The organism is Rhodoferax sp. EU05-FHT12H12 (genome assembly GCF_058791215.1).
In genome coordinates, this window is record NZ_JBYTDI010000005.1 from 20,695 (window position 1) to 35,420 (window position 14,726).

A 14,726-nucleotide genomic window follows, 5' to 3' on the forward strand; every position below is an offset into this window, starting at 1 on the left:
TTTCGTCAGTCAGCTATCGGGGTCTGCGGCACGGGCTGGCCCTGCAAGGGCGCCACCATATTGCCGCGGCCTGCAGCGCCGCCCAAGGCCATGGCCTGGGCAGCGCCGGGCGCTCTTAGTACATAGGGATCACGGGCGCCGGCCAGCACGTAGCCTTCGCCATAGGTGGCTTTCACACGGCCAGACGCCGTCTTGTTCACCTGGGCCACGGGCACGGGTTTGAGGGCGGCATACAGCTCGCCAACGGTGGCCACGTAGTTTTGGGTTTCTTTGTAGTTGGGCACCTTGTTGCCCGCGCGCTGCACCGCACCCTCGCCCGCGTTGTACGAGGCCAGCGCCAAGTCCAGCTTGCCGGGGAACATGTCGATCAGCAGGCGCAGGTAACGTGTGCCCAGGTTGATATTGGTCTTGGGGTCGGTCAGCTTGGACTCCACCGATCGCCGGCGATCGCCATCCACGCCAAAGCGGCGCGCAGTGTCGGGCATCACCTGCATGAGACCGACGGCGCCCTTGGGGGACACGGCCTCGGCGTCAAAGCCGGACTCCGTGGCCACCAGGGCCTGCAACAGCTCATAGTCCACGCGGTAACGCGCCGCTGCGTCTTTGAGCAACGGCTGGATCTTGCGATAGCGCGGCGAGGATTCGAAAAACTCGGCCAGCTTGGGGTTGACCTCAGGTGCGGCAGCCACTGCAGGTTCGGCCGTGCCCGGTGCCGTGGACTGCAAGGGCGCCCGATAAAACTGGCTGTAGCGCGCGTCCACCTGCTCGGCCGCAAAGTGGCTGTGGCCCTGCTCATCGACCCACACCCAAACGTCCGCTTGGGCATAAAAAGAGGCCATAGCCCCCGTCAACAGTGCGCAAGCAGCTACTATTTTCATAGCAATCAGACGTCGATCTCGACCGAGTCGCCGTGCAGCTCCATCAGCTCACGGCGCGCCGCGGCCTCGCCTTTGCCCATCAGCTTGGTGATCAGCGATTCGGTCGCGCCAAAGTCAATCGCGCCCAGCGCCACCGGTAGCAGGCGGCGGGTGTCGGGGTTGAGCGTGGTGTCCCACAGCTGTTCAGCATTCATCTCGCCCAGGCCTTTGAAGCGGCTGATGGACCAGGCGCCTTCGCGCACGCCTTCCTTGCGCAGCTTGTCCAGAATGGCCACCAGTTCACCTTCGTCTAGCGCATAGGCTTTGCTGGCGGGCTTTTTGCCACGGGCCGGTGCATCCACGCGGAACAGAGGCGGACGTGCCACAAACACGTGGCCCGTCTCGATGAGCTTGGGAAAATGGCGGAAGAACAGCGTGAGCAGCAGCACCTGGATGTGCGAGCCGTCCACGTCCGCATCACTCAGGATGCAGACCTTGCCATAGCGCAGGCCGCTCAGGTCGGGCGTGTCGTTGGGGCCATGCGGGTCCACTCCAATGGCGACCGAGATGTCGTGGATTTCGGTGTTGGCAAACAGGCGGTCGCGGTCCACCTCCCAGGTGTTGAGCACCTTGCCGCGCAGCGGCAGGATGGCTTGGTTTTCCTTGTCGCGGCCCATCTTGGCGCTGCCGCCGGCGGAGTCGCCTTCGACCAGAAACACTTCGTTGTAGGCAATGTCGCGGCTTTCGCAATCGGTGAGCTTGCCGGGCAACACGGCCACGCCGCTGCTCTTGCGTTTCTCGACCTTCTGGCCCGCTTTTTGCCGCGTCTGTGCGGCCTTGATGGCCAGCTCGGCCAGTTTTTTGCCGTAGTCCACATGCTGGTTCAGCCACAGCTCCAGCGTGGGGCGCACGAAGCTGCTGACCAGGCGCACCGCATCACGCGAGTTCAGGCGCTCCTTGATCTGGCCCTGGAACTGCGGGTCCAGAACCTTGGCACTCAGCACATAGCTGGCCCGGGCAAACACGTCTTCGGGCATCAGCTTCACGCCCTTGGGCAGCAGGCTGTGCAGTTCGATAAAGCTTTTGACCGCGGTGAACAGGCCATCGCGCAGGCCGCTCTCGTGCGTGCCACCGGCGCTGGTCGGGATCAGGTTGACATAACTCTCGCGCACCGGCTGGCCTTCTTCGGTAAAGGCCACGCACCAGCTGGCGCCCTCGCCTTCGGCGAAGTTGTCGCTCTGGCTGTCGGCAAAGCCCTCACCATCAAACATGGGGATGACCGGGTCGGCGGTGAGCGTCTGGCCCAGATAGTCTTTGAGGCCACCTTTGTAGAGCCAGTTTTGGCTCTCTTTGCTCTTTTCATTCACCAGCGTCACGCTGACGCCGGGCATCAGCACCGCCTTGCTGCGCAGCAGGTGAGTCAGCTCGCCCATGGGCAGTACGGCAGATTCGAAATATTTGGCATCGGGCCAGACACGCACCGTGGTGCCCTGCTTGCGGTCGCCCTCGCCGGCCTTGCGGATCTCCAGCGCCTCGGTCACGTCGCCGCCCTCAAACGCCAGACGGGCGACCGAGCCTTCGCGGTAGCTGGTGGCCTCCAGGCGCTTGCCCAGCGCGTTGGTCACACTCACGCCCACGCCGTGCAAGCCGCCGGAGAAGCTGTAGGCGCCGCCCTTGCCCTTGTCGAACTTGCCACCCGCGTGCAGGCGGGTGAACACCAGCTCGATCACGGGTGCTTTTTCTTCGGGGTGCATGCCAAACGGGATGCCGCGGCCATCGTCTTCCACGCTGACGGAGCCATCGGCATGCAGGGTGACTTTGATTTTTTTGCCGTGACCGGCCAGTGCCTCGTCGGCGGCATTGTCCAGCACTTCCTGGATGATGTGCAGCGGGTTGTCCGTGCGGGTGTACATGCCCGGGCGCTGTTTCACGGGCTCCAGGCCCTTGAGCACGCGGATCGACGATTCGGAATATTCGGGGGTGGGTTTCACTGCCATAGTGGGCGGATTGTAGTGGGCGCTGAGAAAACAACTGTATGCATATACAGAATACACCAGCATATGGGTTGCCAAGTTTGTCACAGCTGCTGCAGCAAGACCATGGCAAACGGGCTACATTTCAACGATGACTTCCTCCCACAAACCACTCTCCATCGTCCAGATCCTGGCCTGCGGAGCCACCATCGTCACCCTGTCCATGGGCATACGCCACGGCTTTGGCCTGTGGCTGCAGCCCATCACCCAAGCCCAGGGCTGGACACGCGAGACCTTTGCCTTCGCCATAGCCATCCAGAACCTGGTGTGGGGCCTGTCGGGCATATTTGCCGGCATGGCGGCCGACCGCTTTGGCGCCTTTCGCGTGATTGTGGGCGGCGCGGTGCTGTACGCACTGGGCTTGGTCGGCATGGCCTACGCCAACACGCCGCTGCTATTTTCGCTGTCCAGCGGCGTGCTGATCGGCATGGCGCAGGCCGGTACCACCTATGCGGTCATTTATGGCGTGATCGGGCGCAATGTGTCGCTGGAGAAGCGCTCCTGGGCCATGGGCGTGGCCGCGGCAGCGGGGTCATTTGGGCAGTTTTTGATGGTGCCGACCGAAGGATTCCTGATCGGCAGCCTGGGCTGGCAGGAGGCGCTGGTGGTGCTGGGCGCCGCCGCGTTGCTGATGATCCCGCTGGCCTGGGGGCTGCGGGAGCCCGGCTTTGGCGGAGCCACTGCGCCCAAGCGCGATCAATCCATTGGGCAAGCGCTGCGTGAAGCGTTCAAATACCCGAGCTTTCAGTTGCTGATGGCGGGCTACTTTGTTTGCGGCTTCCAGGTCGTGTTCATTGGCGTGCACATGCCCAGCTACCTCAAAGACAAGGGCCTGTCGCCCCAGGTGGCGAGCTACGCACTGGCGCTGATCGGCCTGTTCAATGTGTTTGGCACCTATGCCGCGGGTGTGTTGGGCCAGAAGATGGCCAAGAAAAACATCCTGGCGTTTATCTACCTGGCCCGCGCCGTGGCCATCAGTGTGTTTTTGCTGGTGCCGCTGTCTCCCGCCAGTGTCTACGTGTTTGCATCGGTCATGGGGCTGCTGTGGTTGTCCACCATCCCGCCCACCAATGCCACGGTGGCACAGATTTTTGGCGTCGCCCATCTGTCCATGTTGGGTGGTTTTGTGTTCTTCAGCCACCAGATTGGCTCTTTCATGGGCGTCTGGCTGGGCGGCTACCTCTATGACAAAACCGGCAGCTACGACATCGTCTGGTACATCGCCATTGCCTTGGGCGTGCTGGCCGCGCTGGTGAACCTGCCAGTGCGCGAAGCGCCCATCCAGCGCACGGCGCTGGCACACTGACGTGGTAACCCGCAACCGCCTGTTCATCTGGAGTGCCGTGGTCGCGGCGCTGCTGGGTGTGTTTTACCTGTACACCCAACCCGACTTTCTGGTCCAGCTGGCCAACCAGGTCTGGGCCTGTTTTTGATCACCCCCCCCAATGACCGATAGCCTGAACACCACCATCATCACGGGCGCCTCCGATGGCATTGGCGCCGAAATGGCGCGCCAGTTGGCCCGCCACCACGGGGGCAAAGCCGCGCTGGTGCTGGCGGCGCGCAACGTGGAGCTGCTCCACGCCGTAGCCGCCCAATGCCAAGCACTGGGCGCGCAAACCCTGGTCGTGCCCACGGATGTGTCCATAGAAGCCCAGTGCCGCGCCTTGGTGGACCAGACCATGCAGCGTTTTGGCCGGGTGGATGCACTGATCAACAACGCCGGCATCTCGGCGCAGGCCCTATTCAGCGATGTAAAGGCCGAAGACCTGAGCTGGTTCGAGCAGCTCATGCGCATCAACCTCTGGGGCAGTGTGTGGTGTACCCATGCCGCCCTGCCCCACCTCAAGGCCAGCCAGGGCCATATCGTGGCCGTGTCGTCGCTGGCCGGGCTGGTGGGCGTGCCAGGCCGCACTGCCTACAGCGCCTCCAAATTCGCCATGACCGGTTTCTTTGAGGCCCTGCGCACCGAGTTGCGCGGTGCGGGCGTGAGCGTCACCACCGCCTACCCCGGCGTGGTGCTGACGAATATCCGAAGCCGCGGCCTCAATGCTGCAGGCCAGGCCGCGGGGTCCAGCGGACTGAAAGAGGACGACGCGATGACAGTGGAGGAATGCGCGCGGCTGATTTTGGAAGGGATGGCCAAACGCGAACGAGAAGTGGTGATGACCACCAAGGGCAAGCTGGGCCGCTTCATCAAACTGCTGCTCCCCGGTGTGGTGGAAAAGATGGCACTGGCGGCACTCAAAGACCACGTCAAACCGCAATGAGCGCCAACGATACCGCCCACGGCAGCGGCGCCGCCTCTGCCTGGGTGCAGCGCTGGAGCCATTTGCTGCCCCCAGAAGCTCGCGTGCTGGATGTGGCCTGCGGTGTAGGTCGGCACTTGGCATGGTTTGCCCGGCGCGGCCATGCGGTCACAGGTATTGACCTGGACACCACCCAGGCGGCCCAGCGTGTACCGACAGCCACACTGGTCACCGCAGATGTTGAAAATGCGCCTTGGCCCCTGCTGCACGATGGCACCCCGCAGGCGTTTGGCGCCGTGGTGGTGACCAACTACCTGTGGCGCCCCCTGTTTCCCACCCTGCTGGACAGCGTGGCTCCCGGCGGAGTGTTACTGTATGAGACCTTTGCTGCTGGCAATGAAACCGTAGGGCGCCCCGGTCGCCCGGATTTTCTGCTGCGGCCCGGCGAACTCTTGGACGTGTGCGCAGCTTGGCATGTGGTCGCGTTTGAGCAGGGTTACCTGGACAATCCCGCCCGCTTTGTGCAGCGCATTGCCGCCTTACGTATCTTTACCCACCCGGACACTGGGGCTGTGTCGGCCCGACACGCACTCTAGTTAAAATGCCCGTTTACTGAATCCACCACACACCATGAACGCTTCCAAAGGTCCAATCAGGGGCAGCATCGTAGCCCTCATCACCCCGATGCTCGACGACGGCTCCGTGGACTACCCCGCGCTGCGCAAACTGATTGATTGGCACATTGCCGAAGGCACCGATTGCATCGGTGTGGTGGGTACCACCGGTGAGTCGCCCACGGTCAGTGTGGACGAGCATTGCGAAATCATCCGCGTGTCGGTCGAACAGGCCGCGGGCCGCGTACCCATCATGGCCGGTTGCGGCGGCAACTCCACCCGCGAGGCGATTGCCTTGGCCAGGTTTGCCAAAGGCGTGGGCGCCGATTGCCAGCTGCAGGTAGTGCCCTACTACAACAAGCCCACCCAAGAAGGCCAGTTCCAGCACTTCAAGGCCATTGCCGAAGCCACCGGTGATCTGCCCATCGTGCTCTACAACGTGCCCGGCCGCTCGGTCGCTGATATGGCACACGACACGGTGCTTCGCCTGGCTGAGGTGCCCGGCATTGTGGGCATCAAGGAAGCCACCGGCAATATCGAGCGCGCCCAGTGGTTGATCAAGGATGCCCCCAAACACTTCTCCATTTACAGCGGTGATGACCCTACCGCCGTAGCACTGATGCTGTGCGGTGGCCACGGCAACGTGAGCGTGACGGCCAACGTGGCCCCACGCCTGATGCATGAGCTGTGTGTGGCCGCCATGGCGGGCAACGTGACCCGTGCCATGGAGATTCAGCTGCAGCTGCTGCCACTGCACAAAGCCCTGTTTGTGGAGTCCAACCCCATCCCCGTGAAATGGGCGGTATCCCGCATGGGTCTGAGCAAGCAGGCGTTGCGCCTGCCCTTAACACCATTAACCGCGGCCAGTCAGCCCGTGCTCGAACGCGCGCTGAAGACCTGCGGATTGATCTGAGCTTTTACGCCACTGGAACCCTCTGTGAATTTCACCTCCAAAGCTGCCTTGATTGGCATCACCCTGGCCCTGGGCGCATGCGGCTCCCTGGAATCGGACAAGGTGGACTACCGGTCCACCGGCAAAGCACCTTCGCTGGACATCCCGCCAGACCTGACCCAACTCTCCAAAGACACCCGCTACACCGTGGTGGATGGAGCGATTTCTGCGTCAGGCTACCAAGCCAATCAGGCCGCAAATAACAAGGTTCCCGTGGCCACGTTGAGCGTGGGCGATGTTCGCATCGAACGTGCAGGCAACCAGCGCTGGCTGGTGGTGAACCGCCCGGCCGACAAGCTGTGGGAGCCAGTGAAAGACTTCTGGCAAGAGAACGGATTCTTGCTCGCGATGGACCAGAGCAATCTGGGCATCATGGAAACCGACTGGGCCGAAAACCGCGCCAAGATTCCGCAAGACGTCATCCGCGCCACCTTGGGCAAATTGCTGGATTCCCTGTACTCCACCGGCGAGCGGGACAAGTTCCGCACCCGCCTGGAACGTGATGCCAACGGCAACACAGAGATCTTCATCAGCCACCGCGGCATGGTCGAGGTTTACACCACCACCGGCGAAAAACAAACCATGTGGCAACCCCGCGCGGCCGACCCCGAGCTGGAAGCCGAGTTTCTGCGCCGCCTGATGGTGAAGTTGGGTGTCTCCCAAGAGCAATCCAAAGCCTTGGTGACCGCCAGCGCCCCCAAGGCTATTGCCGCCGTGACCACGGTGAACGGCCAACCGGCAGTCAAACTGGAAGAAGGTTTTGACCGCGCTTGGCGCCGCGTCGGTCTGGCACTGGACCGCACCGGTTTCACGGTGGAAGACCGTGACCGCAAGCAGGGCATTTACTTTGTCCGCTACGTGAGCACCACCTCCGAAAACTCGGAGCCCGGTTTCTTCAGCAAGCTGTTCAGCGGCTCCAGCAAAGGCACAGAGCCCACCAAGTACCAGATCGCCGTGCGCAGCACTGGCGAATCATCCAACGTGCTGGTGCTGAATACGAACGGACAAGCCGAAACTTCTGCCATCGCGCAGCGTATCGTGAAGGTACTGGCTGACGACATCAAGTAACACACTGCTGTATGTGGGGTCACGCCCACACGGTGCAGACGAAAAAAAACCACCTTGCGGTGGTTTTTTTTCGTCTGCAAGCAGATTACTGCTTGGCTGGCTCGGAAGCGGCAGCTGCGGGAGCAGCAGCAGGAGCTTCAGCAGCAGGAGCAGCAGCTGGTGCGGGAGCAGCAGCAGGAGCTTCAACGGCAGGAGCAGCAGCAGGAGCCTCTTCTTTTTTACCGCAAGCAGCCAGGGCAGCAGCAGCGATCAAAGCTGCCAAAACGAGAGATTTGTTCATTTTTAAGTTCAAAAGTGAGTTAACGAAACAATTTCCGGAAATTGCCTAGGTGGCAAGCCACCCAGCCCTGGCAAAAGCATTCGATCTCTTTCCCCAGAGCTCAAAATTATACAAGACCCAAAACAGTGCATAGGGGTAAACCCTTTTTATACACTCACAAACCCAAAATAGTGCTCGGAAACCCCGGAGAGCTCTGGCGTCGGCACTCCTCCAGTTCCTCTTTCAACAGCACGCGGCGTTGCGGTTCATACCCCGCAACACCGGTGCTGCGTTCCACGTCCAGGCGCCGCATGACCCAGTGCGGACTCCACAACGCGCTGGGAAATTCCGAAGCATCCAACTGTTTGCACACGCGGCATTCCACCAGGTGGTCCCACGTATTGCGCCATTGCACAAAGCGTGCGTGGTGGCGCTGCACCTCGTCAAACCGTTGCGCCAACAGCACCAGCCGACGGCCACTGCCAGACCAGGCATTCAGGGACTCGACCACGGCTTTCTCGCGCAGGGGCCAATCGAGAAAACTCGCATCGCTCCACACCATCTGCGACCAACCCTCCCGCGCAGCACACGCCAGCGCTTCGCGTACCAGTTGCGCAAATGCGGCAAGCCCCGCAAAACTCCCTTCGAAGAGAGGCGTGGAGGGCTGTGGCAACTCAGTCATCGGGATACAACCAGCCAACAGCGCACCAGTCATCCATCAGTGCACGTGCCCCAGCACTCAGGCGCTTGACATCTGCTGCGCCCAGGCAGCGCGTGTCAGCCAGTGCGCGCATGAGCTGTGCATCCTTGCCACCAGCGTTGAAGCTTTCGCCATTGATGAATACATGGTCAGCGTCATACAGCATGCGGGTCTTGCGGTCCAGGCGCACAGCGCCCTGCACCTCCGGCTCACCGCCATCAAACCAGACATTGGCCTTGGGCTCGCTCAGGTACTCGCCCACCGCGCGGGCGACGGCCTTGGGGTCCCGCAGGGCATCCTGCAAAGCGACATGGGCAAACTCCAGCAATGCCGCGGGCATGGCGGCACTGCGCTCCACGGCCTCCTGTTTGGGGTCACGGTACAAGCCGGGGCCCAGCTCATCCACCGCTTGTTCGGCCAGCCGCTGCAAAATTTCTTGCGCCAACTCAGCGCGATCCGGTGATCGAAACCCAATCGAGTAGGTCATGCACTCGCCCTCGGCAATGCCGTCGTGTGCGTACTTGGGCGGGAGGTACAGCATGTCACCGGGCTCCAGCACAAACTCTTCTTCGGGCTCAAAGTTCGCCAGGATCTTGAGTGGCATGTCGGGTTGCAGACTCAGATCCTTCTGGCGACCAATGCGCCAGCGCCGGCGGCCATGGGCTTGCAGCAAGAACACGTCGTAGCTGTCAAAGTGCGGCCCTACTCCGCCACCATCGGTGGCATAGCTGATCATCAGGTCATCCAGGCGCGCATCGGGCACAAAGCGGAACTGGTTCATCAGGGCGTGGAGGCGCTCGTCGTGCAGATCCACACCCTGTACCAGCATGGTCCAGCCGGCTTGTTTGAAGGGTGGCAATGCCTTGCGTGCAAACGGCCCGTGTTTGAAACGCCAGCCGGCACCGCCCTTGACAGAGGCCTGCACCACCAGCCGCGACTCCACGTCTTCTTGGGCCGCCAAATCCAGCAGCTCAGCCCGGTCCAGCAGCGGCGCAAAGCCCGGAATCGCCTGCCGGATCACCAGCGGCTTTTTCTGCCAGTGGCGTTGCATAAAGGTTTTTGGCGAGAGTCCGCCCAGCAGTTGCAATGGTTCTTGGATGTTCATGGGACAATTCTCCTATGGAAATCACACCGCAATGCGTCGTTGCCCTCACCTGGACGCTGAAAGACACTTTGGGCGAAGAACTGGACGTTTTGGACGATCCGGTGGAGTTTTTGTTGGGCGGCAACGACCTGTTGCCCCCGATTGAAGCCGCCCTGCAAGGCCATGTGGCGGGCGCCAAGCTGGACTTGCAAATTGAACCCGAGCAGGCCTTTGGCGACTTCAACGACCAACTGCTGTTTCTGGAACCACGCACCCTGTTTCCCGCAGAGTTGCAAGAAGGCCTAACCATGGAAGGCCACGCCCTGCCTACGGGCTGCAACCCGGATGCCCCCAAAGACGCGCTCTACACGATCACCGACATTTATCCCGAACACGTGGTGCTGGACGGCAACCACCCGCTGGCGGGTATCGCCATTCGCATCAGCCTCAAGGTGGAATCCGTGCGCGAAGCGACTGAAGAAGAAATCGGCCGCGGCACCGCCGGCACCGGCTTCTTCCGTATTCAGCCGGTCCACGCGTCTGCCCCCGGCAACGACACGCTGCACTAAAGCGGCGTTGGTATAGCTACGGCTCAGGCCTTGCCTGTGGAGCCGTAGCCGCCTTCGCCACGCTGCGAGGCCGGGAATTCAGTCACCACATTGAACTGCGCCTGCACCACTGGCACGATCATGAGCTGTGCAATGCGCTCCATGGGCTGGATGGTGAACTCCACGGCACTGCGGTTCCAGGCACTCACCATGAGCTGGCCCTGGTAGTCGCTGTCGATCAACCCCACCAGATTACCCAGAACGATGCCGTGTTTGTGGCCCAGGCCCGAGCGCGGCAGGATAAGCGCCGCATAGGCGGGGTCTTCCAGGTAAATGGCCATGCCGGTAGGCACCAGTTGCCAGGCATTGGGCGCCAGGGTCAGCGGAGCGTCCAGGCAGGCCCGCAAATCCAGTCCCGCGCTGCCGGGCGTGGCATACGTAGGCAGGTTCTCATTCAGGCGGCTGTCGAGGATCTTGACGTCAATTTTCATGGGATAGCTTCAATGGGTGGCACGTTGGCGCTTGGCAATTTCGGCAACCAGTTGCCGGGCCAAGGCCAGTTTGGAGTTGCGGGGGAGTTCTTGCGCACCCTGGGCATCTACCAGCAGCAACGCGTTGTCGTCTTGCCCAAAGGTGGCGGGACCGATGTTACCGACCAGCAGTGGCACCCCCTTGCGCGCGCGTTTGGCCGTCGCGTGTGCTAGCAGGTCATGACTTTCGGCAGCAAAGCCCACGCAGAACAAGGCGCCATTGGTGGCGCGTGGTGAATGGGCAATGTCTGCCAGGATGTCCGGGTTTTCGACAAAGCCCAGCACGGGCGTGTTGCCGGAGCCGTCTTTCTTGATCTTCTGGTCTGACGCCTGCGCGGGACGCCAATCGGCAACGGCTGCAGTTGCTATAAAAATAGTAGCTGCTTGTGCATATTCCACGCTGGCTACATGCATATTTTGTGCAGATTTCACATCCACACGCTGCACACCTCGCGGTGTGGACAGGGATACGGGACCGGCTACCAGGGTGACCTCTGCGCCCGCTTCGTGAGCCGCGCGAGCGATGGCAAAACCCATCTTGCCGCTGGACAGGTTGGTGATGCCACGCACCGGGTCAATCGCCTCGAAGGTGGGACCCGCGGTGACCAGCACGCGCTGGCCGGCCAGCACCTTGGGCTGAAAAAAGGCAATCACGTCTTCCAGCAGTTCCTGCGGCTCCAGCATGCGGCCATCACCGGTTTCACCACAGGCCTGAAAGCCGCTGCCCACGCCCAGCAAGGTCGCACCGTCAGCCTGCAGCTGCGCCAGGTTGCGCTGCGTGGCGGGGTGCGCCCACATTTCGCGGTTCATGGCGGGTGCAATCAATAGCGGCACGGATTCGATGGGACGGGCCAGGCACATCAGGCTCAGCAAATCGTCGGCGCGGCCATGCAGAAGTTTGGCCATGAAGTCGGCACTGCACGGGGCAATCAGGATGGCATCGGCCTCGCGACTCAGGTTGATGTGGGGCATGTTGTTGCGCTCCCGCGCGTCCCACTGCGAGTCGTACACGGGGCGGTTGCTGAGCGCCTGCATGGTCACCGGCGTGATGAACTGCGCGGCCGCCTCGGTCATCACCACTTGCACGGTGGCGCCCTGCTTGATCAACGCACGGCAGAGTTCGGCCGCCTTGTAGCAGGCGATGCCGCCGGTGAGCCCCAGAACGATGTGTTTGCCAGATAAATCCATGGAGTGCCTCTAGAGCCGAGGACCGCAATGTAGCAGACGCCTATAATCTCGCTTTACCACCTCATCGAACCCATAGGTTCGCCCCTGACATGACCAAATTTGTCTTCGTCACCGGCGGTGTGGTGTCTTCCCTTGGCAAGGGAATCGCCTCAGCCTCCTTAGCTGCGATTCTGGAATCGCGGGGCCTGACAGTCACCCTCATCAAGCTTGACCCCTACCTCAACGTAGACCCCGGCACCATGTCACCACTGCAGCACGGCGAGGTGTTTGTCACCGACGACGGCGCAGAAACCGATCTGGACTTGGGCCACTACGAGCGTTTCATCGAAACGCGCATGCGCAAGACCAACAACTTCACCACCGGCCAGATCTACAAGAGCGTGCTCGACAAAGAGCGCCGCGGTGACTACCTGGGCAAGACCGTGCAGGTCATTCCCCACGTCACCAACGAAATCCAGGAGTTTGTGAAGCGCGGCGCGCGCTTTGGCGAGCCGGATGCGGTGGATGTGGCGATTGTGGAAATCGGTGGCACCGTAGGTGACATCGAGTCCCTGCCCTTCCTTGAAGCGGTGCGCCAAATGAGCCTCAAGCTCGGCCCCAACAACAGCGCCTTTGTGCACTTGAGCTACCTGCCCTGGATTGCAGCAGCGGGTGAGTTGAAGACCAAACCCACCCAACACACCGCCAAGCAACTGCGTGAAATCGGCATTCAAGCCGATGCGTTGTTGTGCCGCGCTGACCGCCCGATCCCCGACGAAGAGCGCGCCAAGATCTCGCTGTTCTCCAACGTGCCTGAGTGGGGCGTGATCTCCATGTGGGACGTGGACACCATCTACAAGGTGCCGCGCATGCTGCACGAGCAGGGTTTGGATGGCCTGATCTGCGACAAGCTGCGCCTGAACACGCCCCCCGCCAACCTCAAGCGCTGGGACGAACTGGTCTACGAGACGGAGCACCCCAAGGGCGAAGTCACCATCGCCATGGTGGGCAAATATGTGGACCTGACGGACAGCTACAAATCGGTCAACGAAGCGCTGCGCCACGCCGGCATGAAAAACCATGTACGTGTGAAGATCGAACACGTGGATTCCGAAACGATTGACACCGCTAGCGTGAACCAGTTGGCCAAGTACGACGCCATTCTGGTGCCCGGCGGCTTCGGCAAGCGCGGTATTGAAGGCAAGATCAGCACCGCCCGCTTTGCCCGCGAAAACAAGGTCCCCTACCTGGGCATCTGCCTGGGCATGCAGGTCGCCACCATCGAGTTCGCCCGCAACGTGGCCGGCCTCGCCGACGCCAACAGCACCGAGTTCGAACCCGCCAGCCCCAACCCCGTGATCGCGCTGATCACCGAGTGGAAGGATGCAGACGGCACCATCAAGACGCGTGACGCCAACTCCGACCTGGGCGGGACCATGCGCCTGGGCGCACAAAGCTCCGATGTCGCCAAGGGCACGCTGGCCCACAAGATTTACGGCAACGTGGTGACCGAGCGCCACCGCCACCGCTACGAAGCCAACGTGAACTACCTGGACCAGCTGCGCGAAGCTGGCTTGGTGATTTCTGCACTGACCCAGCGCGAGCAACTCACGGAAATTGTGGAGTTGCCACAAACCGTGCATCCCTGGTTTGTCGGTGTGCAGTTCCACCCAGAATTCAAGTCTACGCCATGGAACGGCCATCCACTGTTCAATGCCTTCATCAAGGCTGCGGTGGACCACCAGTCCGAAGGCAAAAGTTTGAAAGCGGTCGCCTGATATGGAACTCTGTGGATTTGATATTGGCCTGGAGCACCGCTTCTTCCTGATCGCGGGCACCTGCTCCATCGAAGGCCTGGAAATGTCCATCGAAGTGGCGGGCCAGCTCAAGGAAGCCTGTACTGCCTTGGGCATCCCCCTGATCTACAAAGGCTCCTTCGACAAGGCCAACCGCTCCTCCGGCACCAGCAAACGCGGCGTCGGCCTGGACGCCGGACTGAAAATCCTGGACGAGGTACGCCGCCAGTTGCAATTGCCCATCCTGACGGATGTGCATGACGAATCCCATGTGGCCGAAGTCGCCAGTGTGGTGGACGTACTGCAGACCCCCGCCTTTCTGTGCCGCCAGACCGACTTCATCCGCGCCGTGGCGCAAAGCGGAAAACCGGTGAATATCAAAAAGGGCCAGTTCCTCGCCCCCTGGGACATGAAGAACGTGATCGACAAGGCCCGTGCTGCCGCCGAAGAGGCCGGGCTCTCAGCCGACCGCTTCCTGGCCTGCGAGCGCGGCGTGAGCTTTGGCTACAACAACCTCGTGGCCGACATGACCAGCCTGGCCGAGATGCGCAAGTCGGGAGCACCTGTCGTGTTCGACGTGACCCACTCGGTGCAAAAGCCCGGAGGTCTGGGTGGCAGCAGTGGTGGCGCGCGCGAGATGGTCCCCGTGCTGGCACGGGCCGGCGTGGCCGCGGGCGTGGCCGGGCTCTTCATGGAAACCCATCCCCGCCCCGCCGAAGCGTGGTCCGATGGTCCCAACGCCGTACCGTTGCGCCACATGAAGGCACTGCTGGAAACTTTGGTGGCACTCGATTCCGTAACCAAAAAAACCGCCTTGCTGGAAAACAATTTCCAGTGATCGTGGGCATGATGCCGTGTGCCGTTTTTGT

16 protein-coding genes are annotated in these 14,726 nt (G+C 61.7%); 10 read left to right on the forward strand and 6 right to left on the reverse strand.

Features of this window, described 5'->3' with window-relative positions:
* Nucleotides 1-5: 5 nt before the first annotated feature.
* Both AC3WS7_RS14595 and AC3WS7_RS14600 read right to left on the reverse strand, forming a co-directional pair.
* Complete coding sequence (locus tag AC3WS7_RS14595; protein WP_492656865.1) at nucleotides 6-839, reverse strand: lytic transglycosylase domain-containing protein; 834 nt, start codon at nucleotides 837-839, stop codon at nucleotides 6-8.
* Between the two features lie 44 nt (nucleotides 840-883).
* Entirely contained in the window at nucleotides 884-2,854 is a 1,971-nt protein-coding gene (locus tag AC3WS7_RS14600; protein WP_296471677.1) for a DNA topoisomerase IV subunit B, read from the reverse strand.
* A 127-nt stretch (nucleotides 2,855-2,981) separates the two neighbouring features.
* On the opposite strand from AC3WS7_RS14600, the gene AC3WS7_RS14605 reads away from it, so the two are divergent.
* The 7 genes from AC3WS7_RS14605 to AC3WS7_RS14635 are packed head-to-tail and all read left to right on the forward strand — an operon-like array spanning nucleotide 2,982 to nucleotide 8,102.
* Nucleotides 2,982-4,196 (forward strand): MFS transporter, encoded by a 1,215-nt coding sequence (locus tag AC3WS7_RS14605; protein WP_296471680.1) that lies wholly within the window; start codon nucleotides 2,982-2,984, stop codon nucleotides 4,194-4,196.
* Nucleotide 4,197: 1 nt separating this feature from the next.
* Complete coding sequence (locus AC3WS7_RS14610; protein ID WP_296471682.1) at nucleotides 4,198-4,323, forward strand: hypothetical protein; 126 nt, start codon at nucleotides 4,198-4,200, stop codon at nucleotides 4,321-4,323.
* A gap of 24 nt (nucleotides 4,324-4,347) precedes the next feature.
* Nucleotides 4,348-5,160: an SDR family oxidoreductase gene (locus tag AC3WS7_RS14615; RefSeq protein ID WP_492657039.1), complete on the forward strand. Its 813-nt coding sequence runs from the start codon at nucleotides 4,348-4,350 to the stop codon at nucleotides 5,158-5,160.
* Entirely contained in the window at nucleotides 5,157-5,735 is a 579-nt protein-coding gene (locus AC3WS7_RS14620) for a class I SAM-dependent methyltransferase (RefSeq protein ID WP_492656866.1), read from the forward strand. Before AC3WS7_RS14615 ends, AC3WS7_RS14620 begins: the two co-directional genes overlap by 4 nt.
* A 34-nt stretch (nucleotides 5,736-5,769) precedes the next feature.
* On the forward strand, nucleotides 5,770-6,666 hold the full coding sequence (gene dapA, locus AC3WS7_RS14625) for a 4-hydroxy-tetrahydrodipicolinate synthase (RefSeq protein WP_492656867.1): 897 nt from the start codon (nucleotides 5,770-5,772) through the stop codon (nucleotides 6,664-6,666).
* Between the two features lie 24 nt (nucleotides 6,667-6,690).
* Nucleotides 6,691-7,773, forward strand: a complete 1,083-nt coding sequence (gene bamC, locus AC3WS7_RS14630) for an NlpB/DapX family lipoprotein (RefSeq protein WP_492656868.1) — start codon at nucleotides 6,691-6,693, stop codon at nucleotides 7,771-7,773.
* A 32-nt stretch (nucleotides 7,774-7,805) separates the two neighbouring features.
* The gene (locus AC3WS7_RS14635) at nucleotides 7,806-8,102 is read left to right on the forward strand and encodes a hypothetical protein (RefSeq protein ID WP_492656869.1); all 297 of its coding nucleotides are present in this window, start codon (nucleotides 7,806-7,808) and stop codon (nucleotides 8,100-8,102) included.
* Nucleotides 8,103-8,207: 105 nt separating this feature from the next.
* On the opposite strand, the gene AC3WS7_RS14640 is transcribed toward AC3WS7_RS14635, so the two are convergent.
* Both AC3WS7_RS14640 and AC3WS7_RS14645 read right to left on the reverse strand, forming a co-directional pair.
* A complete protein-coding gene (locus AC3WS7_RS14640) occupies nucleotides 8,208-8,714 on the reverse strand; it encodes a hypothetical protein (RefSeq protein ID WP_492656870.1) in 507 nt (168 codons plus the stop codon).
* Entirely contained in the window at nucleotides 8,707-9,837 is a 1,131-nt protein-coding gene (locus AC3WS7_RS14645; protein ID WP_492656871.1) for a JmjC domain-containing protein, read from the reverse strand. The genes AC3WS7_RS14640 and AC3WS7_RS14645 overlap by 8 nt, the downstream gene beginning before the upstream one ends.
* A gap of 14 nt (nucleotides 9,838-9,851) precedes the next feature.
* Here AC3WS7_RS14645 and AC3WS7_RS14650 point away from each other — a divergent pair, with 14 nt between their 5' ends.
* Nucleotides 9,852-10,385, forward strand: a complete 534-nt coding sequence (locus tag AC3WS7_RS14650) for an FKBP-type peptidyl-prolyl cis-trans isomerase (protein WP_492656872.1) — start codon at nucleotides 9,852-9,854, stop codon at nucleotides 10,383-10,385.
* 23 nt (nucleotides 10,386-10,408) lie between these two features.
* Here the strand turns inward: AC3WS7_RS14650 and dut are convergent, their stop codons facing one another.
* Together dut and coaBC are read right to left on the reverse strand one after the other, a co-directional pair.
* Nucleotides 10,409-10,855 (reverse strand): dUTP diphosphatase, encoded by a 447-nt coding sequence (dut, locus tag AC3WS7_RS14655; protein ID WP_492656873.1) that lies wholly within the window; start codon nucleotides 10,853-10,855, stop codon nucleotides 10,409-10,411.
* Nucleotides 10,856-10,864: 9 nt separating this feature from the next.
* Entirely contained in the window at nucleotides 10,865-12,082 is a 1,218-nt protein-coding gene (coaBC, locus tag AC3WS7_RS14660) for a bifunctional phosphopantothenoylcysteine decarboxylase/phosphopantothenate--cysteine ligase CoaBC (protein WP_296471698.1), read from the reverse strand.
* A gap of 89 nt (nucleotides 12,083-12,171) precedes the next feature.
* Between coaBC and pyrG the strand changes: the two genes are divergently transcribed.
* Together pyrG and kdsA are read left to right on the forward strand one after the other, a co-directional pair.
* Nucleotides 12,172-13,839, forward strand: a complete 1,668-nt coding sequence (gene pyrG / locus AC3WS7_RS14665; protein WP_296471700.1) for a CTP synthase — start codon at nucleotides 12,172-12,174, stop codon at nucleotides 13,837-13,839.
* A 1-nt stretch (nucleotide 13,840) separates the two neighbouring features.
* Nucleotides 13,841-14,695 carry a 3-deoxy-8-phosphooctulonate synthase gene (gene kdsA / locus AC3WS7_RS14670; RefSeq protein ID WP_296471701.1) on the forward strand — a complete coding sequence of 285 codons (855 nt, stop codon included), beginning with the start codon at nucleotides 13,841-13,843 and terminating at the stop codon, nucleotides 14,693-14,695.
* The last annotated feature ends 31 nt before the right edge of the window (nucleotides 14,696-14,726 follow it).

Excerpts from the sequence above, each read along its gene's own strand:
- dut (WP_492656873.1), bottom strand. The coding sequence starts at position 10,855 with ATGAAAATTGACGTCAAGATCCTCGACAGCCGCCTGAATGAGAACCTG.
- AC3WS7_RS14600 (WP_296471677.1), bottom strand. The coding sequence starts at position 2,854 with ATGGCAGTGAAACCCACCCCCGAATATTCCGAATCGTCGATCCGCGTG.
- AC3WS7_RS14645 (WP_492656871.1), bottom strand. The coding sequence starts at position 9,837 with ATGAACATCCAAGAACCATTGCAACTGCTGGGCGGACTCTCGCCAAAA.
- AC3WS7_RS14605 (WP_296471680.1), top strand. The coding sequence starts at position 2,982 with ATGACTTCCTCCCACAAACCACTCTCCATCGTCCAGATCCTGGCCTGC.
- AC3WS7_RS14640 (WP_492656870.1), bottom strand. The coding sequence starts at position 8,714 with ATGACTGAGTTGCCACAGCCCTCCACGCCTCTCTTCGAAGGGAGTTTT.
- coaBC (WP_296471698.1), bottom strand. The coding sequence starts at position 12,082 with ATGGATTTATCTGGCAAACACATCGTTCTGGGGCTCACCGGCGGCATC.
- AC3WS7_RS14595 (WP_492656865.1), bottom strand. The coding sequence starts at position 839 with ATGGCCTCTTTTTATGCCCAAGCGGACGTTTGGGTGTGGGTCGATGAG.
- AC3WS7_RS14620 (WP_492656866.1), top strand. The coding sequence starts at position 5,157 with ATGAGCGCCAACGATACCGCCCACGGCAGCGGCGCCGCCTCTGCCTGG.
- dapA (WP_492656867.1), top strand. The coding sequence starts at position 5,770 with ATGAACGCTTCCAAAGGTCCAATCAGGGGCAGCATCGTAGCCCTCATC.
- AC3WS7_RS14650 (WP_492656872.1), top strand. The coding sequence starts at position 9,852 with ATGGAAATCACACCGCAATGCGTCGTTGCCCTCACCTGGACGCTGAAA.
- pyrG (WP_296471700.1), top strand. The coding sequence starts at position 12,172 with ATGACCAAATTTGTCTTCGTCACCGGCGGTGTGGTGTCTTCCCTTGGC.
- kdsA (WP_296471701.1), top strand. The coding sequence starts at position 13,841 with ATGGAACTCTGTGGATTTGATATTGGCCTGGAGCACCGCTTCTTCCTG.